Raw genomic sequence first — 25510 nt, 5'->3', positions numbered from 1 at the left:
AGAAACGACAGTTATCCGGCAATTGATACGCCTATAAGCTTGCCAATTCCAAAAGTAATAGCTGCTGCTGCCAAGCCAAACATTACTTGCCTTAAACCTGAATACCATACGTTTTTTCCAGTAAAAAGTGTGATAGCTGCACCAATTAAAAACAGGCCCACAGCACTTGCTAAAACACTAATTAGCACTGCTTTCATACCGCTTGTAAAAATGAAGGGTAGAACAGGAATAATAGCACCTATCGCAAAGAGTATAAAAGAATAAACGGCAGCTTCAACGGCTGAACCCTTCAGTTCTTCAGCATTAATTCCTAATTCCTCTTTGATTAATATTTCGTGCGCATGACTTTTATTCTTCATGATATCCGCCGCCATTTGCTGTGCTTGATCCTCAGGAATACCTTTCGCCATGTATATTAAAGCCAGTTCTTTCATTTCACCTTCAGGATTAGTTTCCAATTCTTCCATTTCTATTTGCATTTGGTTTTCGTAAAGTTCTTGTGAGCTTTTTACCGAGATCCATTCACCCAGTGACATAGATAATGCTCCGGCTAATAAGCCTGCTAACCCCGCTAATAATACGCCTTGTTGCCCGGCTGTGGCTCCGGCTATTCCCATCACCAGACTAAAGTTGGAAACCAAACCATCATTCCCACCTAACACCGCTGCCCTGATGGCATTTCCACCAACGGAACGGTGCCTGCTTTCAAATTTTGAAAGTTGTGTGCCGGTTACCTTAGTTTCTTTTTCAAGAATTGTTCGAAGAATATTCACATGACTTGCTTCTGAACCTGTTATCTTTTGTTTATTCTTCCGCTTGGTTGTAATAACAGCGTTTGCAATGCTTTTTTCGGTATCCATTAAAACACCTAAAACATAATCATATCCGAATATCTTACCAATGGTGTTTAAAGTTTTTGCTCTCCATGATGGCCGCGTTAAATCCTCAGCAGACATATTTTCTTGTTTGACAAATGCCTCTGCGTGGCTTTTTTCAATCTCGCTCATTTGCCTGAATACTTTTGCAATGGTGGCATCTGGCTCATGTTCAGCCAGCTTTTGGTATAAAAACCAAGCATCAACCTCTGTCTGTATATTCTTATTTCTCATGTAGATAGTTATTTAATTAATAACGAATGCTGATACCTGCACCGGCTCCATAGTCACTGTCGTACAGCGTACTGATGGAGAGGGTGCGTGAAATAAAATACCTGAGTCCTACAGTGTATTCTTTATCGGTGTTTACTCGGCCATCAAAGAATAACCTGGTGGTAATCGGCATATCCCGTCTTTGAAGTTGCGCTCTGAAGCGGCCCGTTTGGTCTACCCGTAATTCAGTCTCAATAAAGAAAGGCATTAAATACAGTAATCCAGCTTCAAAAACCCTGCGATTATTTTTTGTGTTCGACTGCGGATTTTTAGTAATCCCCTTGTTCAAGCGGTAGTCAAAACCAATAAAAGCAGCGAGGTAATCTCTTTTATCAAGGAACCGCAACAGGTGTGATTCTGTTTCGTAATCTCCTTTCCAGTTTACCCTGCCATCAAAGCGAAACTGGTTTTTGTTGTTTGATATGAAGGCCTCCAGCCATGCCCCGTTCGACAATGCACTGAAATCAAACCAGTGTGAAATGAAATTGTCTTCCTTCTTCAATGTTTTGTAACCGGTTTTGGCAAATTCATTTTGTTCAGAGCCTTCGTAGCTGACAATGCGGGCCATCCCGGTAGCCATATGGTATAAAATATGGCAATGGAAAAACCAGTCTTGTTCTTCATTAGCCAAAAATTCTATGGTAACGGTTTCCATTGGCTGAATGTCAAACGTATGCTTTAGTGGCGCATACGCTCCCTGTGCATTTATCAACCGGAAAAAGTGACCGTGCAGGTGCATGGGGTGGCGCATCATAGTATTATTAAACATTTTGAACCGAACGACTTCGCCTTTTTTAATCAGGATTTTATCAGATTTTGATAATGGCTTATCATCAAACGACCAGATGTAACGCAGCATGTTGCCGGTAAGCGATAGCGGTATTTCACGAACAGGTAACTTTTTGTCAAATGCTGTGGGAGCAACGGAACGCAGCATATCGTAGGTGAGTACGCCGGCGGTTTTTACATTTCCCATGTTCATGCCTGGCATATCCATTCCTGGCATGGATGTACTTTCCTTTTTTGCTCTCATGTTCATCCCGTTTATTTTTTGGGTGGTATCCTTCTGCTGCATATCCATGCCTGGCATGGAGCCGTCTTTGCCGCTACTGCCCATGTCCATTTTATTTCGCTCCCTCAGCATCCCAAAGTAATTCAACCTTGGGAGGTCAGGCGCCATCACTTTTTTACCGCTGCCAAAATAAACCGAGCTGTGGCCCGAAATATCCGCAGCCGTTGCTCTCAGCTCGTAGGCTCCATCAGCAGGGATGGTGATGAGTACATCATAGGTTTCAGCAATCGGGAAGTCAATTTTATCCACTTTCACCGGCTTTACATCCTTTCCGTCAGCGGCTATGATGGTCATGGGGCCACCGGCAAACTGCACCCAGAAATAGGTGCCTGCACCACCATTTATCATTCTTACCCGGATGGTTTCACCCGGTTTAAATTCTGGATATTCCGTTATCTGCTTTCCGTTGGCAAGAAAGGCATTATAATACACATCGGATACATCCATGGGTGGCATCCGGCTCCATTCCTGTTTTGCTTTATCGCCCAGGTATCCTTTTACCAGCGCCTCGCCCCAGCTTTGCACCGAGCCTCTTTTAATGCCATACCATTCATAGTTTGCCTTTAATGACCGAACCACGGTTGCCATGCTTTCGTTGGTCCAGTCTGAAAATAAAATCACTTTTTCTTTTTCAGTTTGCGTGTTTTTTTTATAGATAACAATTGGTCCGTATAGGCCTACCTGCTCCTGAAGGCCGGTATGAGAATGGTACCAGTAAGTACCGTTTTGAATTACAGGAAACGAAAAAGTGTAGGTGCTCCCTGCTTCTATAGGAGGCGTGGTAAGATAGGGAACGCCATCGGCCACATTGGGCAATAGTAAACCATGCCAGTGGATAGATGTTTCTACCTGCATCAAATTGCGCACATGAATAACAGCCGTATCGCCTTCAGAAAAATACAGCGTTGGCGCCGGAATGGTGCCATTGATGGCGATGGCCGGTTTTAATTTGCCTTTTGCAAAAGTGACCACGGTGTCGGTAACATTTAAATGATATTCAACACGTTTGCCGGTTCCTTTCATTGAGGTTTGCTCCGGCATGTTCATGTTGTGCATGTCGTGCTGCGCATACATCAGGAACGGAAAGAAAGCTGCTGAAAGAAAAAGAAGTTTTTTCATTGCTTGCGATTTTGTTGGTATGTAACTATAAAACTGGTTTACAAACCTTTGATGTATTTCAGGGCTTCCTGAATGTTTAATTCACGGGTGCCGTTACCTGCCCTCACAAAAAAATGTGTATTTTGCTGCTGCTTTAAAAACACAGGTGCGGTAGCTTTTTTTACATGTATCATGCACACGTCTTTGCTGTCGCATGCAACAAAGGAAATGTCAAGGAACTTGCAGTTTTCTGTTCCCAGCGACAGGGATACTGCCTGCATGATGTATTGCTCAAAGCCATCACGCCCCGGTTTTTTTAACGTGTTATAATCTTTCTCAAGCCCGACCACTGCACTTGCGTCATCCACACCAATCAATAAAGTGCCCCCGTTGGTGTTCGTAAAAGCAGCAAGCGTTTTCAGGCTTGCAAACTCGATGTCTTTGCTTGTCTTTTGCAAACGATAATCCCACCGGAATGAGGATTTAAATTCCACCGTGTCGCATTCTCCTTTAATAAGGAAGTGGCCAAATGGTGCGTAATGGCTGTCATCAGCTTTGTGCCCTTTCTTTATCTTGAAAAGCATGTTGCCAACTAAACCGCCAAGTGTCAAAAACAGCAGGAATAGCGACCCGCTAACGAAATCTATCCTTACCGCATTTTGGTAAAAATCTGAAACAATATTTCTGAGAGAAAGATTGTGGTTGCCAAAATGATATTCCAATGGAATGATCACTAATGGAGCCAGTACAAAAAGTCCAAGTATTGATCCTGTTGCGCTCCATGCCCACTTGTGGTTATACGCTGACATTGCTGGCATTGAATTTACTTTTAATAATTTAGTTTTTGATGCTTTTCTTCGAGCAAGCATTTCAGCGTAGGGGATTAACAGAAACCGAAGAATTTTCATTACGAATTTCTTTGTGCATGATTTCACCGCCTAACAATCCGGCTCTTGCCATTAACCCTGCCGCAATAAGTGAAAGTATAAGCACAACTGCGGGTATCACACGCATGGTTTGGAAGCGTTTGACGAACAAAGCAGCCAATGATGCCAGACCAACGAGCACCATGCACCATTGGGCAATATTTGAAGCCTCCACATGCCTCTCAATGGTGTCACGGTCGGCCAGCTTTGCCTGCAGGAGCATGTGCTCTGCACCTTCGCCGGTTTGGGAAGCAATAAATGAAAAAACTGCAATAAAAGCGAACAGCCAATAAGCAGCTTTAATTACAGGCTCGCTTTTGCGAAGAATGCCGTAAGCCAAAACAAGCAATGCTATTATGCCTCCGGTAATGGGAATATGATTAACCAGTAGGTGCAAGTGAGCGGGATTGAGGTTCATAAAATTGATTTTGAGTTGTTTAAAAAGTAGGTTTGTTGTTATTCGTCGGCCTTGTTTTTTAAAGCCATGAGTAATGTGTATGCATTTGCACTTACGATGGGCTTACCGGCTAATGCTTTGCTGTTTGCGTCATCCAACGCTACATATCCGTTCTCACTGGCGCCTGTCTGCACGGGTATCATTTCGTAAACGTTTTCCTCTTTCTGCACAAAGACGTAATGGTTATTCTCAAAGCTCACCACTGCCGTTTCGGGTAGAACAAACGCTTCAGCATTTTTAGTCTCTATCTCCGCATTCATAAACGTGCCGGGCAGCAGCTTGTGTTCTTCGTATTCAAAATGGCAATGCACCTGTACGCTGCCATCCGGCGCCACGTCCTGGCTGATGAGTAAAATTGTAGCCGGTATTTTTCTGATCGTATCGCTGGTGGTATAGGTTATCACCTTTTGACCTACCCTCAGCTTCGCCACATCTTTTTGAAACACAGTCAGCACCAGGTGAATGTCAGCCGGATTTACAAGCTCAAACAATACATCCGTAGGGCTTACATACTTACCAATATTGACGTTCACCTTTGATACATATCCGCTGATGGGTGAGTAGATGTTGACACGTTTGGAAATGTTTCCTTCGCTCAGCCGGGCAGGGTTGAGGCCAATAAGACGCAACTTCTCCTCTAAACTTCTAAGCAGGATGCGCTGGCTTTGGTAATCGCTCCGCACCTGCTGCACCATTTTGGTGCTGGTTGCCTGACCTGCATCCAGCGTTTGCTGGCGTTTGTAGTCTGCTTCCAAAAACTGAAGACGCACTTTTGCCGACAGGTAATCCTGTTGCAACTGAATAAACTGGATGTCTTCCAGCACACCCAACACGCCGCCTTTTCTTACATAGGTACCGGGCAGCAGATTTGTGGATTTCAAATATCCGCCCAGCGGAAAGCTGACCGAAACCATGTTTTGCGGCGGCACATCTACCTTGCCTGTTACTTTTAACTGGTTTGCTATTTCCTTTTTCTCAAGCTGGCCGATGACAATTTGTGCATTCCGTGCCTGCGAATCGGTAAGCTGCACGGTATAGTTGCGGTCCACTTGTTTTTCTTCTTTTACTGCTGTTTCTGTAGCAGTATCTTGCTTTTTAGAAGAACAGGAAAGGATTGTGGCCGCTATTATAAATATGATTAAACGTTTCATCTGAATGCATTTATTGGTTGCTTGATAAGGTTTGAAGTTGGATTTGAATTCTGTTGAGATTTTGAACGGCATCTATATACCCGGATTGTATGCTGACGGCTTGGTTGGTGAGCATCACCCATTCCAGGTAATTGATTTCTCCATTCTGAAACTGCAGGTTGGCTGCATTCAACACCGTGGAAGCATTTTTCAGCATCGTTGTTTCGTAGGCCTGTACGTTTGCCTGCTGCACACGGTATTGCTCTATCAAGGTGCGGTAGGCCGATAACGTCCTTTGCCGGGCAAGCTCGTATTCTGTTTGCGATTGCAGTATGGCTGTTTGGGCAGCCCGTATCCTGCTTTTTTGTGCGCCGCTAAAAAGCGAGATAGCAATACCCGCCTGTACGCTGTGGAACCGGTTGCCTGCGTCGTAATATTTGTTTACACCGTTAACCAACTGGTTGCCGATGATGCTTTGGTTACTGTAGCCCAATGTCAGGTCGGGCAGCAACCTAGCTTTTTGCAGTTGCCAGTTTTGCTCAGCAATCAGTACATCATTTTGTTTTATTTGAATGGCCGGATGAAGGGATAGTAGCGCCGTGTCGGCTATGAATGCAGGCTGAATGCGCAAGCCCGTATCCGCCGGGACAAAATAGTGCCTGCTGTTGAGCAACGTATTGAAGCTGATAAGAGCTGTATTAATATCTGCTTCCAGTGTTTGCAACTGAAGGCTGATTTGCTTTCGCTGGTTTTCCGCAGCCGCTCTTTCAACAATGCTTGTTTCGCCGGCTTTATAGCGCAATGCTGCTTTGCTCAAAAACCCGGCATAGATGCTGTCCGCAAACTGCAAAAGTTTTTGTTTCTGTTTTAGAGCAACAATGTCTGAATAGTCTTGCCGCACTTGTTCTTTCAGTTGCAGTTTTGTCCATTGTAATTCCGTCTGGCTCCGGCGGGTTTGCGCCTGGTACAAAGCTTTCTGCCGGGTGTACACTGTTGGAAAGTTGATGGTTTGCTGTACACCCAGTCTTGTATCGGCCTGATAGGAATTAAACTGGCCCACTTCGGCATTAAAAGCCGTTTTTGGAACATCCCGTGCACTTCCCTGTAACTGCTGGTAATAGGCCACGTTCAGTTGTGAAGAACGGACGGCTAGATTATTCTGAACCGCCGTGTCAAGGGCTTGCTGCAACGTTACAGGTGTTTGCGCTTTTAGCGAAGCCATCCCGCTTACAACGAACAGCAAGCCCATAGCGGCAGCTTTCACAGGCAATGATTTTATTCTTTTCTTTCCATCAAATATGACATACAACATAGGTAAAATGAATAAGGTTAAGAATGTAGCAGTGACCAATCCGCCAATCACAACTGTTGCCAATGGCCGCTGAACTTCGGCACCGGCGCCGCTGCTCAATGCCATGGGAATAAAACCCAATGAAGCAACCGTCGCTGTCATCAATACAGGGCGTAATCGCACTTTGGTTCCCTGCAGTACAATGCGTTTCACGTCTTTCCAGCCTTCTTTGCGAAGGCGGTTAAATTCGGAGATGAGTACAATGCCATTTAGTACTGCCACTCCAAACAAAGCAATAAATCCTACCCCGGCAGAGATGCTGAATGGCATGCCTCTGATGGCTAAGGCCAAAACTCCTCCAATGGCAGAGAGTGGAATAGCCGAGTAAATGAGCAGTCCCTGTTTGACACTGCGGAAGGCGAAGTACAGAAGCAGGAAGATGAGCAACAGTGATATGGGTACGGCGATACTCAACCGTTTTTGTGCTTCCTGCAGATTTTCAAATGCACCGCCATACGTTACAAAATAGCCTGCGGGTAATTTTATTTGCTGTTCTACTTTCTCCTGTAACTCATTCACCACGCTTTTTACATCCCGGCCCCGGACATTAAAGCCAACGATGATGCGGCGTTTGGCATCTTCCCGTTGTATTTGGTTGGGCCCTTCTGTTATGCGAACATCGGCCACCTGGCTTAATGTGATTTGCGTGCCGGACGGCGTTGCTATCAGCAGGTTTTGCACGTCTGCAATGTTCTGCCGCTGGCCACTTTCCAGACGTACGACGAGGTCAAATCGTTTTTCGCCTTCGTAAACCTGTCCGGTGCTTTGCCCTGCAAAGCCAGTGTTGATGACACGGTTAATGTCTTCAATCGTAAGGCCGTATTGTGCTATCGCCGGCCGGTTGTAGCGAATGACAATCTGCGGCATACCGGTAACGGTTTCAATATATAAATCGGCAGCACCATCAACTGTGCTTACCACGGCTCCCAGTTTATTGGCATAACTGGCAAGCGAGTCCAGGTCTTCCCCAAAAATTTTGCACACCACATCCTGCCTGGCGCCGCTAATCAACTCATTAAACCGCATTTGAACGGGATACTGAAAGCCAAACGTTACACCTGGTATTTCCTGCAAGGCAGCCTGCATCTTCTCCGACAATTCATCAAAGGTTTTGGCGCTGGTCCAGGTGCTTTTGTCTTTTAAAATAATCATCAGGTCACTGGCTTCAATCGGCATGGGGTCAGTAGGAATTTCACTGCTGCCATTCTTACCCACCACTTTTTCCACTTCCGGAAATCTTGCCTTCAGAATTTGTGAGGCTTTAAGAAGTGTATTGACAGAGGTGGTAATGTTGCTTCCGGTTAGCACCCTTGTTTCTACGGCAAAGTCGCCTTCTTCCAACTTGGGAATAAACTCACCGCCCATCCGGCTTAGAATGAAGACACTAATGATAAACAGCGCTACTGCTGATGCGATAAATACTTTCGATAGCCGCAGTGATTTTGCCAGCGCATGCTGATAAATCCTTTCCAGCCTGTTCATCACCCGGTCGCTTAGATTTGGCTTATGCGAGATTTTTTTGCTGATTGCCAAAGAAGTCATCATAGGTACGTAGGTCAGTGATAATATAAAAGCGCCGATGAGGGCAAACGTAACCGTCTGAGCCATTGGCTTAAACATTTTTCCCTCAATGCCTTGTAGCGAAAAGATGGGGAGGTAAACAATCAGGATAATGATTTGCCCAAAGATGGAAGCATTCATCATGCGGGATGCGCTGTGTTCTACTTCATCATCCATTTTCTCCTGCGTGAGCCGGTTTACCCCACTGAAATGTTTTGAGTGTTTTAGCTGGTGCATCACGGCTTCTACAATGATAACAGCGCCGTCCACTATCAACCCGAAATCAATGGCACCAAGGCTCATCAGATTGCCACTCACGCCAAAAGCGTTCATCATAATAATGGCAAACAACATGGCCAGTGGAATGACCGATGCTACGACCAGCCCTGCTCTTAAATTTCCCAAGAAAAGAACCAACACGAAGATGACAATCAAAGCACCTTCCGTCAGGTTCCGCTCCACTGTTGAAATGGCATTGTTCACCATTTTTGTCCGGTCAAGGAAAGGCTCAATTACAACACCTTCGGGTAGTGATTTTTGAACTTGAGCAATTTTTTCTTTCACTCTTCTAATGACCGCAGAAGAATTTTCACCTTTCAACATCATTACAACGGCTCCGGCCACTTCGCCTTTATCGTTAAATGTCATGGCGCCATAACGGGTAGCATTGCCCAGTTGAACTGCACCCACATCACGAATCAAAACCGGAATGTTGCTTGCGGTGCTGCTAACTACAATGTTGTTGAGATCTTCTTCGTTGGCAACCAGCCCCTCGCTACGGATAAACAAAACCGTAGGCCCTTTTTCAATGTAGGCGCCTCCCGTATTTTGGTTGTTTTTTGCCAGGGCGGTGAATACATCATCAACGGTAAGGTTGTACGATTTGAGCTTGTAGGGATTGAGGGCAATCTCGTACTGCTTCAGCTTTCCGCCAAAGCTGGCGACTTCCGCCACTCCTTGGGTACCCAGCAATTGCCGGCGCACAATCCAATCCTGAATGGTGCGCAGTTGCATCACATCGTATTTGCCTTCAAAGCCCGCCTTTGGCCTGACGACATATTGGTAGATTTCACCAAGACCGGTGGTAACAGGTGCTAATTCAGGTTTGCCAAATTGAACCGGTATCTGGCTTTGCACTTGCTGCAGCCGTTCGGCTACCTGCTGTCGGGCCCAATACACATCAACGGCATCGTTGAAAACAATCGTAACAACAGACAAGCCGAAACGGGAAAAGCTTCGGATTTCTTTTAGGCCAGGTATGTTGCTGTTTGCCTGTTCAATGGGGAACGTAATAAGGCGTTCTATGTCGGGAGCGCCAAGAGAAGGAGAAACCGTAATCACCTGTACCTGATTATCAGTAATATCCGGTACGGCATCTATCGGTAATTGTGTGGCCTGGTATGCTCCCCAAACAAGAAGCCCAAGGGTTAGCAGGCCAATGATTAGTTTATTCCGGATAGAAAAATGAATAATTTGCTTAAGCATGGTAAAATCAATGCAGTTTGAAAAACAGATGGCATGGCAACGCTTTTCGCGCAGATTGCCATTGAACCATGAAAGTCAGAATGGGAAGGCACTATTTGAACCGTCTTACGTCCATACACAGGAACAATGGCGACACTGCATAGCTGATCGTGACTATGAGTGTTCATTACGAGATAAAGACAAAGCTCATCTCGCAGTAAGAATGGAAAACAGTAATAGAAAAGCTTAAGCTTTCGGAGGCTGCCAGATAGCAGATAGAAACTGAGAGGAGATAAAGGTATCGTCGGAGGTCACGATTTCGGACAAGTGATAATATACAGGGGGTTCAGTTGCGGTTATTGGAGCAGGAAGTATAGAGGCTACACTACTGACCTGATAGTTTGAACCGGTTTTGAAAGGCAATTGCATGTCTCTTTCATAATCTGCATCCTTTGCATCGCCATTCAGATAGTGCATCGTCAGGTAACTAATAAAGGAAACATCCTTATTCTCTTCCTTATGCTCCTGGTAATGCTGCCAAAGTACAGGCAGCTTAAAAAGCTGCGAAAACTCAGTGGTTGCGCTAAGTTGCACAAATAAGAGCAATATGGCAGTTACTTTTTTCAAGTAGGCGCAAAAGTACAGTGAATCTTAAATTCTAAGACGTGAAATTGTAAACTTAACCGTAAATTAATAGATGGAAGGCCTTTCTGTTTTGGGGGTTTACAATTGTAATGCGTTCAAACAAAGGCTTAAGAATATGTAGCTGATCTGTTTTAATGAATAGAAGATTGTCTGCCTCTGGCTTTGGATCAGGTTGCAATCCTTCAGCTTATGAAGATGCTGGGAAACAGCGGGAATCGTTATCTGAATACTGTCACTGAGATCGCACACAAAGCTGTCCTTCTTGATCCAGAAGATAAAGTATTTTCAGACGAACGTCATTTCCAACCAAGCTCAGGATCTGACTCAATTGAGTAAGGGAATGATTTACCAATTGGACTTTTTTCTAGCGCTCTTAAATTAGTACAGCGTCAGCAAACGCACAGGTACAGTTATTTTCCATTATACAAACGTAATCATTTAAGCATTTGCTTAAATGATTACGTTTGTCCCACTTCTATATCTGGTTGAATAAAGTAGGAGTTCATTATTTAGCATTTAAATGGTGCTAAAATGATGTGTTGCTTAACGGGTTCCAGAGCAGAAGCATTCGTCGCTTCTTAGGCTTTTAACTAGCCTTTTTGTTCACCCGACAACAACTTTTATATTATTTCCAGATGACAATGCCTACTTTTGCTCACAGACAGTGTTTTGAAAAGGCTCGCTATTCTCATATTATCCCTTCTTTACCTTACAGCCTCCACCGGAGCTACCATCCATTTGCACTATTGCATGGATGAGTTGGTGAGCTGGGGGATTGATAAGGATGTTAGCGATTCTTGCAGCAATTGTGGTATGGCTAAAGAAGATACCAAAGGCTGCTGTAAGGATGAACACAAACAAGTAAAAGTTGACGCTGATCAGAAGGCTACTGAAGCATCCCTAAGCTATCTTTTGTCATTTTCAGAAGTTGTTACTCCTCTTTTTCCGGATTACCAGCCGACTCTTTATGTAGGCACATCCTACAGGCTCCCTTTTAGCAACGCTCCTCCCGATAGGGAAAAAGAGCCTTTGTATTTACAATACCGCGTATTCAGAATTTAATATCTTCTGGCTTACTGCCTGACAACTCCTGCTTGTCGGGCTTTTTGCGTTACATGCCCAATAAGGGATTGTAACTGCTTGCTATTCTTATTTCTTCTATACATAACAATCAAACCTTAAAACGATGACAATCAGAGTTTTTAGCGCCCTGATGGCTACTGCTGCCATCCTGTTCACTTCATGTGGTAACCAAGCCGGTTCAGAAAATCAAAATGGTTCCGTCACCCAGCAAGAAACCTCGGCTACAGGTGCCGAAGCTGGGAATGCAGCCTCTAACCAAGCCAATGCATCAGCAAATGAGGTAAGCATGGTCATTGATCACTACCTGCACGTTAAAAATGCCCTTGCCAGCGATAATGCTGCAGAGGCAGCCAGTGGCGCCAAAGCCCTTACCGAAAGCCTGGGCCAGGTAGACAGGTCCAAGTTCACAGCGGATCAGCAAAAAACCTTCAATGATGTATTTGAAGACCTAAAAGAGCATGCAGAACATACTGCTGCTAATGCCGGCAAGATCGATCACCAACGGGAACATTTTGTAGGTATGAGTGAGGATGTAGCAGAACTGGTAAAAACCTTTGGTTCGAACAAAACCCTTTACCTCGACCATTGTCCTATGGCCGACAACAATAAGGGCGCAAACTGGATCAGCGAAAAGAAGGAGATCGTAAACCCCTACATGGGCAAGAAGATGCCTGAGTGCGGCAAGGTGGAACAAGTGCTTACCAACCAGTAAGGATGGTCTCAGAGTATGGGCGGGTCAATTTAGCTCTCCTGGTTTGTTGGCCCGTTCCAGAAATGAGCTCATGTTATTTCTTACTGTTTCGCTACATGTAAAATCCCTATAATGAAGCAATTATCAATCAACCTCCTTTACCGCCTATCCCTATTTGTCCTGCCACTTGTTGTGCTGCAGGCATGCAGGAAACATAAGATGGATGGCATGGATGATGGAATGGCCGAAAGAAACATCTCCTACCCGGCAGCCTATGTGGTAAATGGTGAAAGCAATACGCTTTCTGTGATCAAGCTTTCGGACAACAGCCTTGCAGAAACAATCGAGCTGATGAGCGCAGGTGCTCAAATGGATATGTGGCCTCACCATATTTACCACAGCGTTAATGCCAGCAGCCATCAGCTAGCCATAGCCATGCCGGGTATGGATTTGAGCGAAGGCCATAGCGGAAGCATGGCCGGCATGAAAGGCCGGGTAATGGTCGTAGATGCAGTTAAAGGCACCATGATCAAAGACCTGGAAGTGCCTGGCATGAACCACAATGCTGTGTATTCACCAGACGGCTCCGAAATATGGACTTCGCAAATGAATGATCAAAAAATCCTCGTTCTAAATGCAGCCACTTACGCCGTGAAAAACACCATCCCTGTTGGGGATGAGCCTGCAGAAATCACCTTCTCGGCTGATGGTACAAAGGCATATGTCGCCAATGGCGGTGATGATAACATAATGGTGATCAATCCAGCCACCAAGGCCATCATTGCCACCATACCTGTTGGTGACAACCCTGTAGCGGCTTGGGTTGGCTATGATGGAAAGATGTATGTGGACAACGAAGACGGGCAAACCGTAAGCGTGATTGACGTAGCTGCTAATACAGTAGTGCAAACCATCAACCTCCATTTTATGCCCGGAAGTGTAGCCCACAATAACCTTAAAAACGAGCTATGGGTAACGGACCCGGAAGGGGGCAAGGTACATTATTGGACATGGAGCACAACAGGGAACACATGGGTGCAGGGCGGTGTTTTCAATACAGCTATGGGGGCACATGCTACAGCCTTTACTAACGATGGCTCCGTTGCTTATGTTACCAACCAAATGGCGGGTAGTGTTTCGGTTATAGATGTTACTACCCACACCAAAATAAAGGACATCCTGGTTGGTAAAAAGCCTAACGGCATTGTTATAAAATATTAAAGCACAACCTGCTAATAATTAAATCAAAAGTGAATCAGATGAAAAATACGAAGCATTTACTACTCATCATTTTTTTAGCACTTGCCACCAGTGTTTTTGCGCAGGATAAAACAGAATCTGTAAAAGTTTACGGCAATTGTGAAATGTGTAAAAGCAGGGTCGAAAAAGCCATACAGATAGATGGAGTAAAAAAAGCCGGTTGGGACGTAGATACCAAAATGCTCACTGTTACCTACGATTCCGGCAAAACCAATTTTAGTGATATACAGAAGAAGGTAGCGGCTGCAGGTCATGATACTGAGAACGTAAGGGCAGAAGATGCCATTTATAAGAAGCTTCCGGGATGCTGCCGGTATGACCGGAAAGCCCAAACAGAAAGTCATTCCGGACACAAGCATTAGTAACCAATCAAGCAAAGGAGCAGCTTTGTTGTTGTGCGCCGCTCCTTAAAAGAGAGTAGATCAATGGTACATCGAATAATTGAATGGTCTTTACGCAACCGGTTTATTGTACTTACACTGGTGGCAGGATTATTTGTCTGGGGCATCATAAGCGTCAAAAGAAATCCTATTGATGCCATCCCAGATTTGTCAGAAAACCAGGTAATTGTTTTTACCGAATGGATGGGCAGGGCTCCACAGCTGATAGAGGATCAGATCACCTATCCACTTGTTACCAACCTGCAGGGAATGCCCCGTATCAAATACGTACGTGGTACTTCCATGTTTGGGATGAGCTTTATCTACGTCATATTTGAAGATGATGTAGATGTTTACTGGGCCAGGGCCCGGGTATTGGAACGCCTTAGTACTGTTTCCCAATCGCTTCCCCAAGGCGCAACGCCGCAGCTGGGCCCCGATGGTACAGGTGTCGGGCACATCCTGTGGTATACATTGGATGCACCTAAACTGGATCTGGGTGAGCAAAGGGCCATACAGGACTGGTATGTCAAATTTGCCTTACAGAATGTCCCTGGCGTCAGTGAGATCGCTTCCTTTGGCGGCTTTCAAAAACAGTATTCTATCACCCTTAGTCCTAATAAACTCCTTTATTATAAGCTCTCTGTAGGGGATGTAATAAATGCCGTGCGAACCAACAACAATGAATCCGGCGGACGCAAGTTTGAATTAAGTGACATCGGATATATCATCAAGACATCGGGTTATCTCCAGTCTTTAGAACAAATAGAAAACATTCCCGTACAGAACCAGGCAGGAGTTGCCGTACGTGTTGCAGATATAGCTACCGTACAGATGATCGGTGAAACCAGGCTGGGCATATTTGACCAGAATGGTGAAGGGGAACGCGTTGGCGGTATTGTGGTAATGCGTTACGGTGAAAATGCAGCCTCTGTGATTGAAGGCATCAAAAAGAAAATGCTGGAAGTTGCAAAAGGCCTTCCTGAAGGCGTAAAGTTCGACATTGTCTACGATCGCGGTGAACTGATACAGGAGTCGGTAGATTCCATCAAGAACACCCTTATTGAAGAAATGATCGTGGTGTCTCTGATCGTGATCATTTTTCTTTTTCACTGGCGCAGTGCGCTCAGTATTGTTATCCAAATTCCAATCACCATTGCCATTGCCTTTATTCTGCTTAATGCCTTTGGCATTTCCTCCAACATCATGTCGCTCACCGGGATTGCGCTGGCCATTGGAGTGATTGTAGATAATGGCATCATCATGAGCGAGAATGCCTATAAGCACCTGGCTGAACGCTATGCATTATGGGAAAAAGAGAAAAAATATAAAATCAAGTAACAGTATGAAACTGTTTTCAAAAATATTTCGCAAGCCTGAACAGTGGATTTCAGAAGAGGAGCGCCTCCAAATAATTGAAAAATCCAGCAAGCAGGTTTCCCGCGGCGTTTTCTTCGCTACGGTGATCATCATTACTTCTTTCCTTCCGGTATTTATGTTGACCGGGCAAGAAGGCAAGCTTTTTCACCCGCTTGCATTTACCAAAACCTTTATCATGGTGGTGGATGCATTGCTTGTGATAACACTTGCTCCAGTACTGATTTCCTTTTTTATGAAAGGAAAATTCCGGCCTGATAATGCCAATCCTGTCAACCGCTTTTTGGAACGGCTTTATACCCCCCTAATCAAAGGGGTGCTGAAATGGCGCAAAACCACTCTGGCCATCAACATCATTGCCCTGCTGATTACTATTCCGTTGCTACGCAGCCTTGGAAGTGAGTTTATGCCCCCGCTGGATGAGCAAAGCATTTTGTTTATGCCTGTGACTCTTCCGGATATTTCAAATGCAGAAGCCAAGCGTATACTTCAAATACAGGATAAGATCATCAAATCTGTTCCTGAAGTTGACAAGGTGCTGGGAAAGGCGGGCCGTGCTGCTACAGCTACCGATAACTCCCCCATCAGCATGATTGAAACCATTATCATGCTCAAGCCCAAAAAGGAGTGGCGGGAAGGCATCACCAAAAAAGATATTATCAATGAACTGGATAAAAAGCTGCAAATACCCGGTGTTGTAAATGGTTGGACCCAGCCCATCATCAACCGGATCAATATGCTGGCAACCGGCATCCGTACGGATGTGGGTGTAAAAGTATATGGTCAAAGCCTGGATTCTATTGCCTCTGTATCGGAGCGGGTAAAAACTGCACTGGAAGGAACCGAAGGCATTCAGGACCTATATGTAGAACCCGTTACCGGAGGCAAATATCTGTCCATCAATGTACGTAGGGGAGATCTAAGCCGGTATGGGCTGAACGTAGACAATGTCAACCAAACGGTTGAAACCGCCTTAGGTGGTGCCACTATCGGAACCACCATCGAAGGGCGGCAGCGGTTTTCCATCAGTACACGCCTGGCCCAGCAGTACCGCAACAGTGTAGATAATATTCGCCGCATTCCATTGCAGTCTCCTGTATTTGGTGAGGTGCCGCTTTCCGCAGTTGCAGATATTCGATTTGAAGATGGCCCGCCCATGATTTCATCGGAAAATGCATTGCTCCGAGGAGCTGTTATGTTTAATGTTCGCGGCCGTGATTTGGGCAGTACTGTTCAGGATGCTATTAAAAAGATCAATAACGAACGGGGTATATTGCCGCAAGGCTACTTTGTAGAGTGGAGCGGCCAGTATGAAAACCTGATCCGGGGCCAACAAACCCTAATGTGGATTGCTCCCATCGTACTGGTAATCATTTTCTTCTCCCTATACTTTGCCTTTCACTCCATTAGGGAGGCATTCCTTAGTCTTATCACCGTTCCTTTTGCCCTGATTGGTGGCGCTTATATGATCTATTTCTGGGGTGTTAACCTTTCCGTGGCGGTAGCGGTTGGCTTTATTGCGCTGTTCGGTATAGCAGTAGAAACAGGTATTGTGATGGTTATTTACCTCAATGATGCCATGAAGCAGCTTATTGCCCTAAAAGGCAATTCAAGGGAGACAATCACTAAAGAAGATCTTCGGGAGTATGTGATACATGGTGCTGCGAAACGTCTGCGGCCAAAGCTGATGACTGTTTGTGTTTCACTTTTTGGACTGATACCTGTCCTGTGGGCTACAGGGGTCGGGACGGATGTAATGAAGCCAATAGTACTACCCATGATTGGCGGGGTACTAACATCTTCCACGCACATTCTGCTGGTGACGCCATTGATTTTTTTGATGGCTAAGGAATACGAATTACGCAAGCATGGAAAACTGGAGGTATATGATGTTCAACACTAAAAATGTTATAGGAGTCCTCTTGCTGCTGCCCCTTACGGCGCTGAGCCAGCAAGCGCCTGTGCTTACACTTGATACAATACTTAAGCGCATTGACCGGAATAACATTTTACTGCAAACCTATGAGCTGAAGGCGCAGAGCTACCGCTATAGTGCGGATGCCGCTACAGCATGGATGGCACCAATGGTTGGAGTGGGCACTTTTATGACGCCCTATCCTGGTCAAATGAAGATGGAGCCCAGTGATGCCGGTTCGCTAATGCTGCGCATAGAACAGGATATTCCAAACCGGGCAAAGCAAAATGCTACCAGGAGATATATTGAATCGCAAGGCAATGTTGAAAGAGCATCCCGCGCAGTGACGCTGAATGATTTAAAAGCACAGGCTAAACGACAATATTATTCCTGGCTGGTTGCCGAACAAAGGATAAAAGTACTGGAGCAGGCAGGAGATATTATGGAGATGATGCGGAAAATTGAAGAAGTCCGCTACCCTTATAATCAATCGCAGCTCAGTGGTGTGTACGGAGCGGATGCCAGGATTGAAGAAAACAGGAACATGATCCGGATGCAGGAGGGAGAGATCGGACGTGCCCGGGGATACCTCAATGGCCTAATGAACCAGCAAGGGAATACCCCTTTCCAAATTGACACGAGCCGGAAAGTGTTTTTCAATCCTGCTGTCCCAGACTCTGTTGGTCTTTCAGAGCAGCGGGGAGACATCAGGCGGATGAATGAAAGCATCCGCTCCATGGAACTCAATATTGCCTCTATGAGGCAGCAGCGGAAACCGGATTTCAGGATTCAGTATGATCATATGTATCCATTGGATGCAATGATGCCAAATTCATACAGCGTTATGGGCATGGTATCCATTCCTATTGCTCCATGGGCTTCAAAGATGTACAAGTCCGACATAAAAGCCATGCAGTTGAATGTGCAAGCCATGGAAAAGGAGCGTGCTGCCATGTTGCAGGAAACAGGAGGCATGCTGTACGGCATGAGGGCTGAAATCGAGTCGATGCAAAAACGCATCCAAGGCATGGAAAACAAAATCATTCCTTCCCTCCATAAAGCACTTGATGTAAACATCCTGAATTACAAGGAAAATAAGCTGGCATTGCCCGTTGTCATTGATTCCTGGGAAGCATTAACCATGATGCAGATGAACTTACTGGATGAAAAGGCAAAGCTGTATCAAATGATCGTTGATTATGAGAAAGAGTTATACCGTTAACATAAGTATCGTCTTTGTGATAGGTCTTTTGATGCTTGCAAGTTGTAAAGGCAAGGAGACAACGCCAGGAAAGGATGCACATCAGCATGCAGCATCGCAGCAATATACCTGCCCTATGCATCCACAGATTGTACAGGATAAACCTGGTAAGTGTCCGATCTGCGGTATGGACCTGGTGCCTAAAAATGGAGTTGCATCCGCAGAAGGAGTAGATAGCAGCCTGACTCCATTGTTGAAGCCAGTTAACCAACAAGTGGTGGCAAGTACACCTACTATTACTGCTGAAAGCGGCACCCGTATTTTTTCCCGTGAGGTCCAGGGTTCAATTACTTACGATACCCGCCGGCAGACGAGCCTGGCCAGCCGCGTAAGTGGCCGCATCGAACGCCTTTACATCAAGTACAACTATCAACCCGTTCGGAAGGGGCAACTGATCATGGAAATTTATTCCCCGGAACTGGCTGCTGCGCAGCAGGAACTGTTATACTTAAGCAGGGTAGATCAAAATTCGAGCTTACTTCAAAAAGCAAAACAAAGGCTGATGCTCCTGGGTATGGGGGAAGGGCAGATCCGGCAGGTAATTCGCTCCGGAAAAGCCTTATACAGGGTGCCTGTTTATAGCGGGGCAAGCGGTTATATTCTGGAAAGATCCGCTGCTCAAACTGCCACACCTGCTCAAAGTGCTGTTTCCGGCACATCCGCTGATGCCGGCGGCAGTATGGGTGGCATGGGTGCCGGTGGCAGCTCTATGGGCCCTTCAGGCTCCTCATCAGCTTCTACCACCAATGCTTCCGGCATGCCTGCTGAAAATTCCCCTGTCATGATCAGAGAGGGGCAATATGTGGCAGCAGGGCAGTCCATTTTTACTATATATAACAACAACAGCCTGGTAGCTGAATTTGCCTTTGAACCAAGCCTGGCTGCACAAATAAAAAGGGGCCAGAAGTTGGTATTCCGTCCAACAGCGGAACCCCAAACAGTCTATACCGGCACCATCGGCCTCGTTCAACCCACTTTCAGGGCCGGTAGCAACTTCACCATTGCTCGTGTATACCTCAATGACCAGCGCTTTACTATAGGGCAGCTCCTTACGGCAAATATTCCCATTGTTGCAAGAGGATGGTGGGTGCCTAAATCTGCTGTTGTGCAGCTGGGGACCACCTCTGTTGTATTTAAAAAAGAAGGAACAGTTTTCCAACCTAAAAATGTTGAGACAGGAGCCACCCAGGAAGGGCTCGTGCAAATCACGGATAACATTGGTGGTTGGGAAATAGCCCAGAATGCTGCCTATTTAGTAGATAGTGAAAGCTTTATCCGGACAGAGTCCGATAATCAAACAGAAGAATAAAGCATGCAACGCAAACAGTTTATAAAGAACATAGCAATAGCCCTTACAGCCCCCGCTGTTTTGCTTAGCGCCTGCAAGCAAAAGGGACAAGCTGCTGTAACTGACGCCAAAAAGCAGACTTATACCTGTCCAATGCACCCGCAGATTGTTCAAAATAGCCCAGGAACTTGCCCCATATGTGGCATGGACCTGGTTCCCTTTGATAAGAACAATACGGATGATGCGCTCCAGTTAAGTGAGGCCCAACAGGCCTTGGCTGGTATTACTACCACTACCGTAGGCACGGGATCGCTTTCCAACTTTACGCAGCTCAATGGTCGGTTGGTTATCAACCCGGAAGCAACTGAATATGTATCCAGCCGTGTTCCTGGTAGAATCGAGGTTCTTTATTTTAAAGAGCTTGGCGTGCCAGTACGAAAAGGCCAAGCTGTTTATAAAATCTACTCTGAGCAGCTGGCCACCTTACAGCAGGAATACCTGCTGGCAGTAAGACAAGCCTCTGAGTTTCCCGGAGATGCCCATTTTCAGCAAATATTAAAGGCCTCCCGTCAGAAGCTTCTGCTGTATAACATGAGTGAGGCCCAAATAGCAAACATTGTAAAGAGCCAAAAAACCGACCCTTATGTAACCTACTTTGCTCCAGCCAGCGGTGTTGTGGCAGAACTCTCCATTACAGAAGGTCAATATGTTGCAGAAGGCGCCACCATTATGCGAATTGAAGGATATGGCAGCTTGTGGGTCGAAGCGGATGTTTATCCCTCAGAAGCCGGCAATGTTCGCATCGGTCAACAGGTAAAAGTAATCGTTCCGGGATGGGAGGACCAGCCCCACCGTATGACCATTCAATTTATTACACCCGCGCTTCAATCCGGTACGCAACTGATGCAAATAAGAGGTAGCATACCAAATGTAAATGGTCAGTGGCAGCCAGGTTTGCAAGCCAACGTGTTGCTGCCCGGTAAGTCCGCCGCCAATGCACTGACACTTCCAGTAGACGCTGTTATCCGTGAGCAAAAAGGAATGCATGTCTGGATTGAAAAAGAGAAGGGCAAATACGAACCCAGGATGGTTACCACCGGTATGGAAACCGCAGGCCTGGTTGAAATTACCAGCGGGCTAGCTGAAGGCGATAAGGTTGTAGCCACAGGTGCTTACCTCTTGTACAGCGAGTTCATATTGAAGAAAGGGAAAAACCCCATGGCAGGTCATAATCATGGGTAAGGCTCAAATAACTAACAAGATTGTTGACATGCAAAAGTTCCATCATTACATTATTCCATTAACTGTGGCTTTCATGCTTGCTTCCTGCGGCGGAAGTCAAAAAAAAGAAACAAAAAGAGCAACCGGTACCAATACCATTGATCATGCAGTGCATGCACCCGGAGCAGTTTCCCTGGCACCGTTACAAAGGTTTAGGATCAAAGATGATGGTTTAAATGCGGTTTACCAGCAATACCAACAACTTACTTCAGCATTAACCAATGGAAAACTCGCTGAGGCAAAAATTGCTTCTAATGCCCTAGAAGCAGGTGCTGCTGAAGTACAGGGTGGGAAAGGTTTGGCTTCTGCTGCCGCACGGATCGTCGAAGCTCCCAGTATAGAAAAGCAACGGGCTCACTTTGCAAGCCTTAGCGATGCAATGATTGGCCTTGTGAAAAAAGCAGGTGTTGAAGGAGAACTATATATGGATTACTGCCCGATGGCACTTGATAATAAGGGCGCTTATTGGTTAAGTACTGATAAAGAGATCCGCAACCCATATTTCGGAGAAGAGATGTTAACCTGCGGAGAAGTAAAAGAAACGATTAAGTAAACAAATCACCACCAAGCACAACATAGAATATTATGGAAGTAAAGAAAATTATCAGAGGCCTGCTCTTTTCAACCTTATTGCTTTCGTTTTCCAGCCTCTATGCCCAGAAAGAAAGTGAGGTCTGCTATAATCCGAACTTAATAAAAGACACAACAAAGAAAAGTATCAAATCGGTTGCAGTAGGAAAAATCGGAGATGCCCAATTCACAATCAACTATCACTCGCCTGGGGTACGTAAAAGGGTTATTTGGGGCGGGCTTGTGCCTTTTGAAGAAGTGTGGGTAACCGGTGCACACAATGCCACTACGCTTGAATTCAACAAAGACATCCTTGTAAACGGGCAAAAGGTGCCGGCCGGTAAGTATGCGCTTTTTACTATACCTGGGGAAAACCAGTGGGTTTTTATCATCAACAAACATTGGGAACAGCACCTTGCTTCCGAATATAATAGTAAAGATGACATTGTACGGGTACAGGTGAAGCCGGAGAAAACTAACCATTTGGAACGGCTCCAGTATTTCATTGAGCCCTCCGCTAAGAGTAAAGGAAGCCTTTCTGTTGCCTGGGAAAAGGTGAAGGCTACTGTGCCTATAACCGTACAATAGTTGCCCACCTTGAGGTTCCGTTGATTACCATCTGAATGTGATACTGTAAGCGACAAGCCGAGGGCTAAGGCAAGCTGAATGAAAATCATTTCAAACATCTATGACTTCGACCGGTTCTAAATATAAACCAGCATTGAGCTATCATGTCCTCACCAGGTGGTATGATGCAGCTATTGCAGCCACTTTACCTGAAAGACTGATAAGGAAAAAGCTAATGGATCTTATTTCCCCTAAGGAAGGAGAGCTCATTTTAGAATTCGGTTGTGGATCGGGACAAAACCTAGCCATTGGTTCTGTCAGAGGCCCAAGAACAAAATGGATTGGCATTGACACCGATGAAAGGATATTGAAGGTTGCACGTAAAAAACAAGCTCTTTCTAAGGAAGTAGAGCTAATGTCCTATAATGGTCAAAAGCTTCCTTTTAGCAGCAGCCACTTTGATTGTGTATTTAGTTCCTTGGTGTTCCACCACTTAGAAAGTGACTTGAAAAAGGAAGCGCTTCTTGAAATATTTCGGGTATTAAAACCGGGCGGCAGGTTCATTCTCGCTGATTGGGGGCTACCTGCTAATAGGAAGAGCAGGTGGAAATTCTATCTCGTTCAAATCCTTGATGGGTTCAAAACAACTGAGGATAATGTAAAAGGAACCATACCCTCTTTGGTAGAGCGAGCTGGATTTAAAATGCTTTTAGAAAACGATCAACTGGAGACCCTTTTCGGAACGTTCCGGTATTATACCGCATATAGGCCAAAAACAAAAAACAGGTTCTACTACATATGAACTAAATGTGTTTTAAGGATAGGTGCTGTGATGGGTAAACGGAAGGGCCGTCTGAGTGAAGGTTATTAAAAACATACAATATGAACCACGAACATCACCACCATGGTCGTCACCATGAAAGCCAGGAAAAACCGCAGGATACTTCGAAAAATTCTTCCGGAAGAAGCCCTGTGCATAGCCATCATAGCATGGAACAGGAGGGGAGGGCCGCCGAAGCAGGTATGCATGATAAACATGCAGGCCATCACACCGAAGATTTCCTCAGGCGTTTTTGGATTTGCCTGGTGCTCACAATACCGGTGTTGCTGCTTTCCGAAATGATTCAGCATTGGTTCGGGTTTCATATCTCTTTTTTAGGTGACAGGTACGTATTGCTAGCCCTTGGAACCGTCATATACTTCTATGGTGGGTCTCCTTTCCTGATAGGAATGGTACAAGAAATCAAGCACCGTAAGATCGGTATGATGACCTTGGTGGCCTTGGCCATTACAGTGGCTTATGTGTATAGCGTTGCTGTCGCTTTAGGCCTTGAGGGCATGGACTTCTTTTGGGAGTTAGCTACTTTGATCGATATCATGTTGCTGGGCCACTGGCTGGAAATGCGCTCCCAAATGGCAGCATCCAATGCTCTGGAATCACTTGTTGCCCTGCTGCCTTCCAAGGTACATATAGAGCGTGAAGGTGTCGTTTCAGATATTGACCTTAAACATCTCAGGAATAAGGATGTAATCGTGATCAAACCTGGTGAAAAGATCCCCGCTGATGCATTGGTTCTGGATGGAGTTTCCTATGTTAATGAAAGCATGCTGACCGGCGAAAGCGTGCCGGTAAAAAAGGAAAAAGACTTAAAGCTTATTGCAGGCTCACTAAACGGTGATGGTTCACTTAAAGCCGTCGTGACTGGTGCTGGTGAAGACAGCTATCTCAATAAAGTCATTCATCTGGTACAAACAGCACAAGGCGCGAAATCCAATACACAAAATATCGCCGACCGGGTAGCTGGGTGGCTTACCATCATTTCTATCGTGGTAGGTGTTACCACATTCTTTTACTGGTTTGGAGTAGAAAAGGATCTTGCTGTAGCCTTGGAACGGTTGGTAACAGTGATGGTAACCTCCTGTCCACATGCTCTAGGGGTTGCTATTCCCCTGGTGGTGGCTATTTCCACCACCAGGGCAGCAGTAAGCGGCCTGCTGATCCGCAACCGTACGGCCTTTGAAAATGCCCGCAAGCTCACCACTATTATTTTCGACAAAACAGGTACCCTGACCAAAGGCTCCCATGAGGTCCAAAATTTTGTTTCGGTCAGCAATGAATTTTCAGCCAAAGAGATACTGCAGTACGCAGCAGCGGCACAACAACATTCAGAGCATTACATTGCCCGAGGTATAATCCGGAAATTGAAAGAAAGAGAGCTAGAGCTTTGGCCATCCGAAAACTTCCAGTACTGGCAAGGAGTAGGGGTAAGCGCCGTAGTTAAAGGCAGGCAAGTAGTTGTGGGGGGACCAAACTATTTCAAAAGGGAAGGTAAACCCTTGCCTTCCATACCTCCAATTTTTGACCAGAACACCGAAACAGTAAGTTTTGTGCTGATCAATGGTACAGTGGCCGGCATTATAACCTTGGCAGATTCTATCAGGGAAACCGCAGCACAGGCTATTAGTACCCTCAAAAGCATGAACATTCGTTCGTTCCTTCTTACTGGCGATAATGAAAAGATTGCGGCTGCCGTTTCTGCAAAACTGGGCATGGATGGTTACCTGGCAAACGTGCTGCCCCACCAAAAACAGGAAAAGCTTAAGGAGTTTCAGGATAAGGGTGAGATAGTAGCCATGACCGGCGATGGCGTGAACGACGCCCCGGCTCTTGCTCAGGCGGATGTGGGCATTGCCGTAGGCAGTGGCACCGACGTGGCTGCTGAAACAGCCGATATCATTCTGGTGAACAGCGATCCGATGGATGTGGTAAATATGATTTCATTTGGAAGGGCTACTTACCGGAAAATGATCCAGAACCTTTTCTGGGCCGTTGGCTATAACATCATAGCCATTCCACTTGCAGCCGGAGTCCTGTACCCCCGCTTTGTCTTAAGTCCGGCCATGGGCGCTGTGCTGATGAGTTTAAGCACCATCGTTGTTGCTTTCAATGCACAACTCTTAAAGCGACAGTTCAAAACCAGTTAAT

General features: G+C 45.7%; 21 protein-coding genes. 13 read left to right on the top strand and 8 right to left on the bottom strand.

What is annotated here, in order from left to right:
• Positions 1–11 precede the first annotated feature (11 nt).
• The 8 genes from BUE76_RS23750 to BUE76_RS25250 all read right to left on the bottom strand — a co-directional run bounded on the left by BUE76_RS23750 (position 12) and on the right by BUE76_RS25250 (position 11100).
• Positions 12–1109 (bottom strand): VIT1/CCC1 transporter family protein, encoded by a 1098-nt coding sequence (locus tag BUE76_RS23750; protein WP_073039091.1) that lies wholly within the window; start codon positions 1107–1109, stop codon positions 12–14.
• Positions 1110–1125: 16 nt separating this feature from the next.
• Entirely contained in the window at positions 1126–3339 is a 2214-nt protein-coding gene (locus tag BUE76_RS23745; RefSeq protein WP_083596281.1) for a multicopper oxidase domain-containing protein, read from the bottom strand.
• A 38-nt stretch (positions 3340–3377) separates the two neighbouring features.
• Positions 3378–4226 carry an AlbA family DNA-binding domain-containing protein gene (locus tag BUE76_RS23740; RefSeq protein WP_083596280.1) on the bottom strand — a complete coding sequence of 283 codons (849 nt, stop codon included), beginning with the start codon at positions 4224–4226 and terminating at the stop codon, positions 3378–3380.
• Positions 4189–4662 carry a DUF2231 domain-containing protein gene (locus BUE76_RS23735; RefSeq protein WP_073039090.1) on the bottom strand — a complete coding sequence of 158 codons (474 nt, stop codon included), beginning with the start codon at positions 4660–4662 and terminating at the stop codon, positions 4189–4191. The genes BUE76_RS23740 and BUE76_RS23735 overlap by 38 nt, the downstream gene beginning before the upstream one ends.
• 38 nt (positions 4663–4700) lie before the next feature.
• Positions 4701–5852 carry an efflux RND transporter periplasmic adaptor subunit gene (locus tag BUE76_RS23730; RefSeq protein WP_073039088.1) on the bottom strand — a complete coding sequence of 384 codons (1152 nt, stop codon included), beginning with the start codon at positions 5850–5852 and terminating at the stop codon, positions 4701–4703.
• A gap of 10 nt (positions 5853–5862) precedes the next feature.
• Positions 5863–10227 carry a CusA/CzcA family heavy metal efflux RND transporter gene (locus BUE76_RS23725; RefSeq protein WP_073039086.1) on the bottom strand — a complete coding sequence of 1455 codons (4365 nt, stop codon included), beginning with the start codon at positions 10225–10227 and terminating at the stop codon, positions 5863–5865.
• A gap of 225 nt (positions 10228–10452) precedes the next feature.
• Complete coding sequence (locus BUE76_RS23715) at positions 10453–10833, bottom strand: hypothetical protein (RefSeq protein ID WP_073039082.1); 381 nt, start codon at positions 10831–10833, stop codon at positions 10453–10455.
• A 96-nt stretch (positions 10834–10929) separates the two neighbouring features.
• Complete coding sequence (locus tag BUE76_RS25250) at positions 10930–11100, bottom strand: ArsR family transcriptional regulator (protein WP_245798244.1); 171 nt, start codon at positions 11098–11100, stop codon at positions 10930–10932.
• Between the two features lie 402 nt (positions 11101–11502).
• Between BUE76_RS25250 and BUE76_RS23705 the strand changes: the two genes are divergently transcribed.
• The 13 genes from BUE76_RS23705 (at position 11503) to BUE76_RS23645 (ending at position 25509) form a co-directional block, all read left to right on the top strand.
• A complete protein-coding gene (locus tag BUE76_RS23705) occupies positions 11503–11913 on the top strand; it encodes an HYC_CC_PP family protein (RefSeq protein ID WP_449506037.1) in 411 nt (136 codons plus the stop codon).
• 124 nt (positions 11914–12037) lie between these two features.
• Positions 12038–12646 (top strand): DUF3347 domain-containing protein, encoded by a 609-nt coding sequence (locus BUE76_RS23700; RefSeq protein ID WP_073039080.1) that lies wholly within the window; start codon positions 12038–12040, stop codon positions 12644–12646.
• Between the two features lie 111 nt (positions 12647–12757).
• Positions 12758–13846 (top strand): hypothetical protein, encoded by a 1089-nt coding sequence (locus BUE76_RS23695; protein WP_073039079.1) that lies wholly within the window; start codon positions 12758–12760, stop codon positions 13844–13846.
• Between the two features lie 38 nt (positions 13847–13884).
• Positions 13885–14247 carry a heavy-metal-associated domain-containing protein gene (locus BUE76_RS23690; protein ID WP_073039077.1) on the top strand — a complete coding sequence of 121 codons (363 nt, stop codon included), beginning with the start codon at positions 13885–13887 and terminating at the stop codon, positions 14245–14247.
• A gap of 63 nt (positions 14248–14310) precedes the next feature.
• Positions 14311–15606 carry an efflux RND transporter permease subunit gene (locus BUE76_RS23685; RefSeq protein WP_073039075.1) on the top strand — a complete coding sequence of 432 codons (1296 nt, stop codon included), beginning with the start codon at positions 14311–14313 and terminating at the stop codon, positions 15604–15606.
• 4 nt (positions 15607–15610) lie between these two features.
• Complete coding sequence (locus BUE76_RS23680) at positions 15611–17545, top strand: efflux RND transporter permease subunit (protein WP_073039074.1); 1935 nt, start codon at positions 15611–15613, stop codon at positions 17543–17545.
• Complete coding sequence (locus BUE76_RS23675) at positions 17529–18779, top strand: TolC family protein (RefSeq protein WP_216820733.1); 1251 nt, start codon at positions 17529–17531, stop codon at positions 18777–18779. The genes BUE76_RS23680 and BUE76_RS23675 overlap by 17 nt, the downstream gene beginning before the upstream one ends.
• Positions 18780–18894: 115 nt before the next feature.
• Positions 18895–20127, top strand: a complete 1233-nt coding sequence (locus BUE76_RS23670) for an efflux RND transporter periplasmic adaptor subunit (protein ID WP_216820732.1) — start codon at positions 18895–18897, stop codon at positions 20125–20127.
• Between the two features lie 3 nt (positions 20128–20130).
• Complete coding sequence (locus tag BUE76_RS23665) at positions 20131–21348, top strand: efflux RND transporter periplasmic adaptor subunit (RefSeq protein WP_073039069.1); 1218 nt, start codon at positions 20131–20133, stop codon at positions 21346–21348.
• Positions 21341–21940, top strand: a complete 600-nt coding sequence (locus BUE76_RS23660) for a DUF3347 domain-containing protein (protein ID WP_216820731.1) — start codon at positions 21341–21343, stop codon at positions 21938–21940. The genes BUE76_RS23665 and BUE76_RS23660 overlap by 8 nt, the downstream gene beginning before the upstream one ends.
• A gap of 32 nt (positions 21941–21972) precedes the next feature.
• Complete coding sequence (locus tag BUE76_RS23655) at positions 21973–22545, top strand: DUF2911 domain-containing protein (RefSeq protein ID WP_073039067.1); 573 nt, start codon at positions 21973–21975, stop codon at positions 22543–22545.
• A gap of 100 nt (positions 22546–22645) precedes the next feature.
• Positions 22646–23326: a class I SAM-dependent methyltransferase gene (locus BUE76_RS23650; RefSeq protein WP_073039065.1), complete on the top strand. Its 681-nt coding sequence runs from the start codon at positions 22646–22648 to the stop codon at positions 23324–23326.
• Between the two features lie 80 nt (positions 23327–23406).
• Positions 23407–25509, top strand: coding sequence for a copper-translocating P-type ATPase (locus tag BUE76_RS23645; RefSeq protein ID WP_073039063.1), 2103 nt, complete (start codon positions 23407–23409; stop codon positions 25507–25509).
• Position 25510: the final 1 nt, after the last annotated feature.

Source organism: Cnuella takakiae (assembly GCF_001953305.1).
Lineage (GTDB): Bacteria > Bacteroidota > Bacteroidia > Chitinophagales > Chitinophagaceae > Flavisolibacter > Flavisolibacter takakiae.
Note: the sequence above shows the minus strand (reverse complement) of the source record. Positions and strands in the feature narration are given on the sequence as shown.

Excerpts from the sequence above, each read along its gene's own strand:
- BUE76_RS23745 (WP_083596281.1), bottom strand. The coding sequence starts at position 3,339 with ATGAAAAAACTTCTTTTTCTTTCAGCAGCTTTCTTTCCGTTCCTGATG.
- BUE76_RS23665 (WP_073039069.1), top strand. The coding sequence starts at position 20,131 with ATGCAACGCAAACAGTTTATAAAGAACATAGCAATAGCCCTTACAGCC.
- BUE76_RS23695 (WP_073039079.1), top strand. The coding sequence starts at position 12,758 with ATGAAGCAATTATCAATCAACCTCCTTTACCGCCTATCCCTATTTGTC.
- BUE76_RS23655 (WP_073039067.1), top strand. The coding sequence starts at position 21,973 with ATGGAAGTAAAGAAAATTATCAGAGGCCTGCTCTTTTCAACCTTATTG.
- BUE76_RS23685 (WP_073039075.1), top strand. The coding sequence starts at position 14,311 with ATGGTACATCGAATAATTGAATGGTCTTTACGCAACCGGTTTATTGTA.
- BUE76_RS23660 (WP_216820731.1), top strand. The coding sequence starts at position 21,341 with ATGGGTAAGGCTCAAATAACTAACAAGATTGTTGACATGCAAAAGTTC.
- BUE76_RS23670 (WP_216820732.1), top strand. The coding sequence starts at position 18,895 with ATGCATCCACAGATTGTACAGGATAAACCTGGTAAGTGTCCGATCTGC.
- BUE76_RS23730 (WP_073039088.1), bottom strand. The coding sequence starts at position 5,852 with ATGAAACGTTTAATCATATTTATAATAGCGGCCACAATCCTTTCCTGT.
- BUE76_RS23735 (WP_073039090.1), bottom strand. The coding sequence starts at position 4,662 with ATGAACCTCAATCCCGCTCACTTGCACCTACTGGTTAATCATATTCCC.
- BUE76_RS23750 (WP_073039091.1), bottom strand. The coding sequence starts at position 1,109 with ATGAGAAATAAGAATATACAGACAGAGGTTGATGCTTGGTTTTTATAC.
- BUE76_RS23700 (WP_073039080.1), top strand. The coding sequence starts at position 12,038 with ATGACAATCAGAGTTTTTAGCGCCCTGATGGCTACTGCTGCCATCCTG.
- BUE76_RS23675 (WP_216820733.1), top strand. The coding sequence starts at position 17,529 with ATGATGTTCAACACTAAAAATGTTATAGGAGTCCTCTTGCTGCTGCCC.
- BUE76_RS23680 (WP_073039074.1), top strand. The coding sequence starts at position 15,611 with ATGAAACTGTTTTCAAAAATATTTCGCAAGCCTGAACAGTGGATTTCA.
- BUE76_RS23650 (WP_073039065.1), top strand. The coding sequence starts at position 22,646 with ATGACTTCGACCGGTTCTAAATATAAACCAGCATTGAGCTATCATGTC.
- BUE76_RS23690 (WP_073039077.1), top strand. The coding sequence starts at position 13,885 with ATGAAAAATACGAAGCATTTACTACTCATCATTTTTTTAGCACTTGCC.
- BUE76_RS23740 (WP_083596280.1), bottom strand. The coding sequence starts at position 4,226 with ATGAAAATTCTTCGGTTTCTGTTAATCCCCTACGCTGAAATGCTTGCT.
- BUE76_RS23645 (WP_073039063.1), top strand. The coding sequence starts at position 23,407 with ATGAACCACGAACATCACCACCATGGTCGTCACCATGAAAGCCAGGAA.
- BUE76_RS23725 (WP_073039086.1), bottom strand. The coding sequence starts at position 10,227 with ATGCTTAAGCAAATTATTCATTTTTCTATCCGGAATAAACTAATCATT.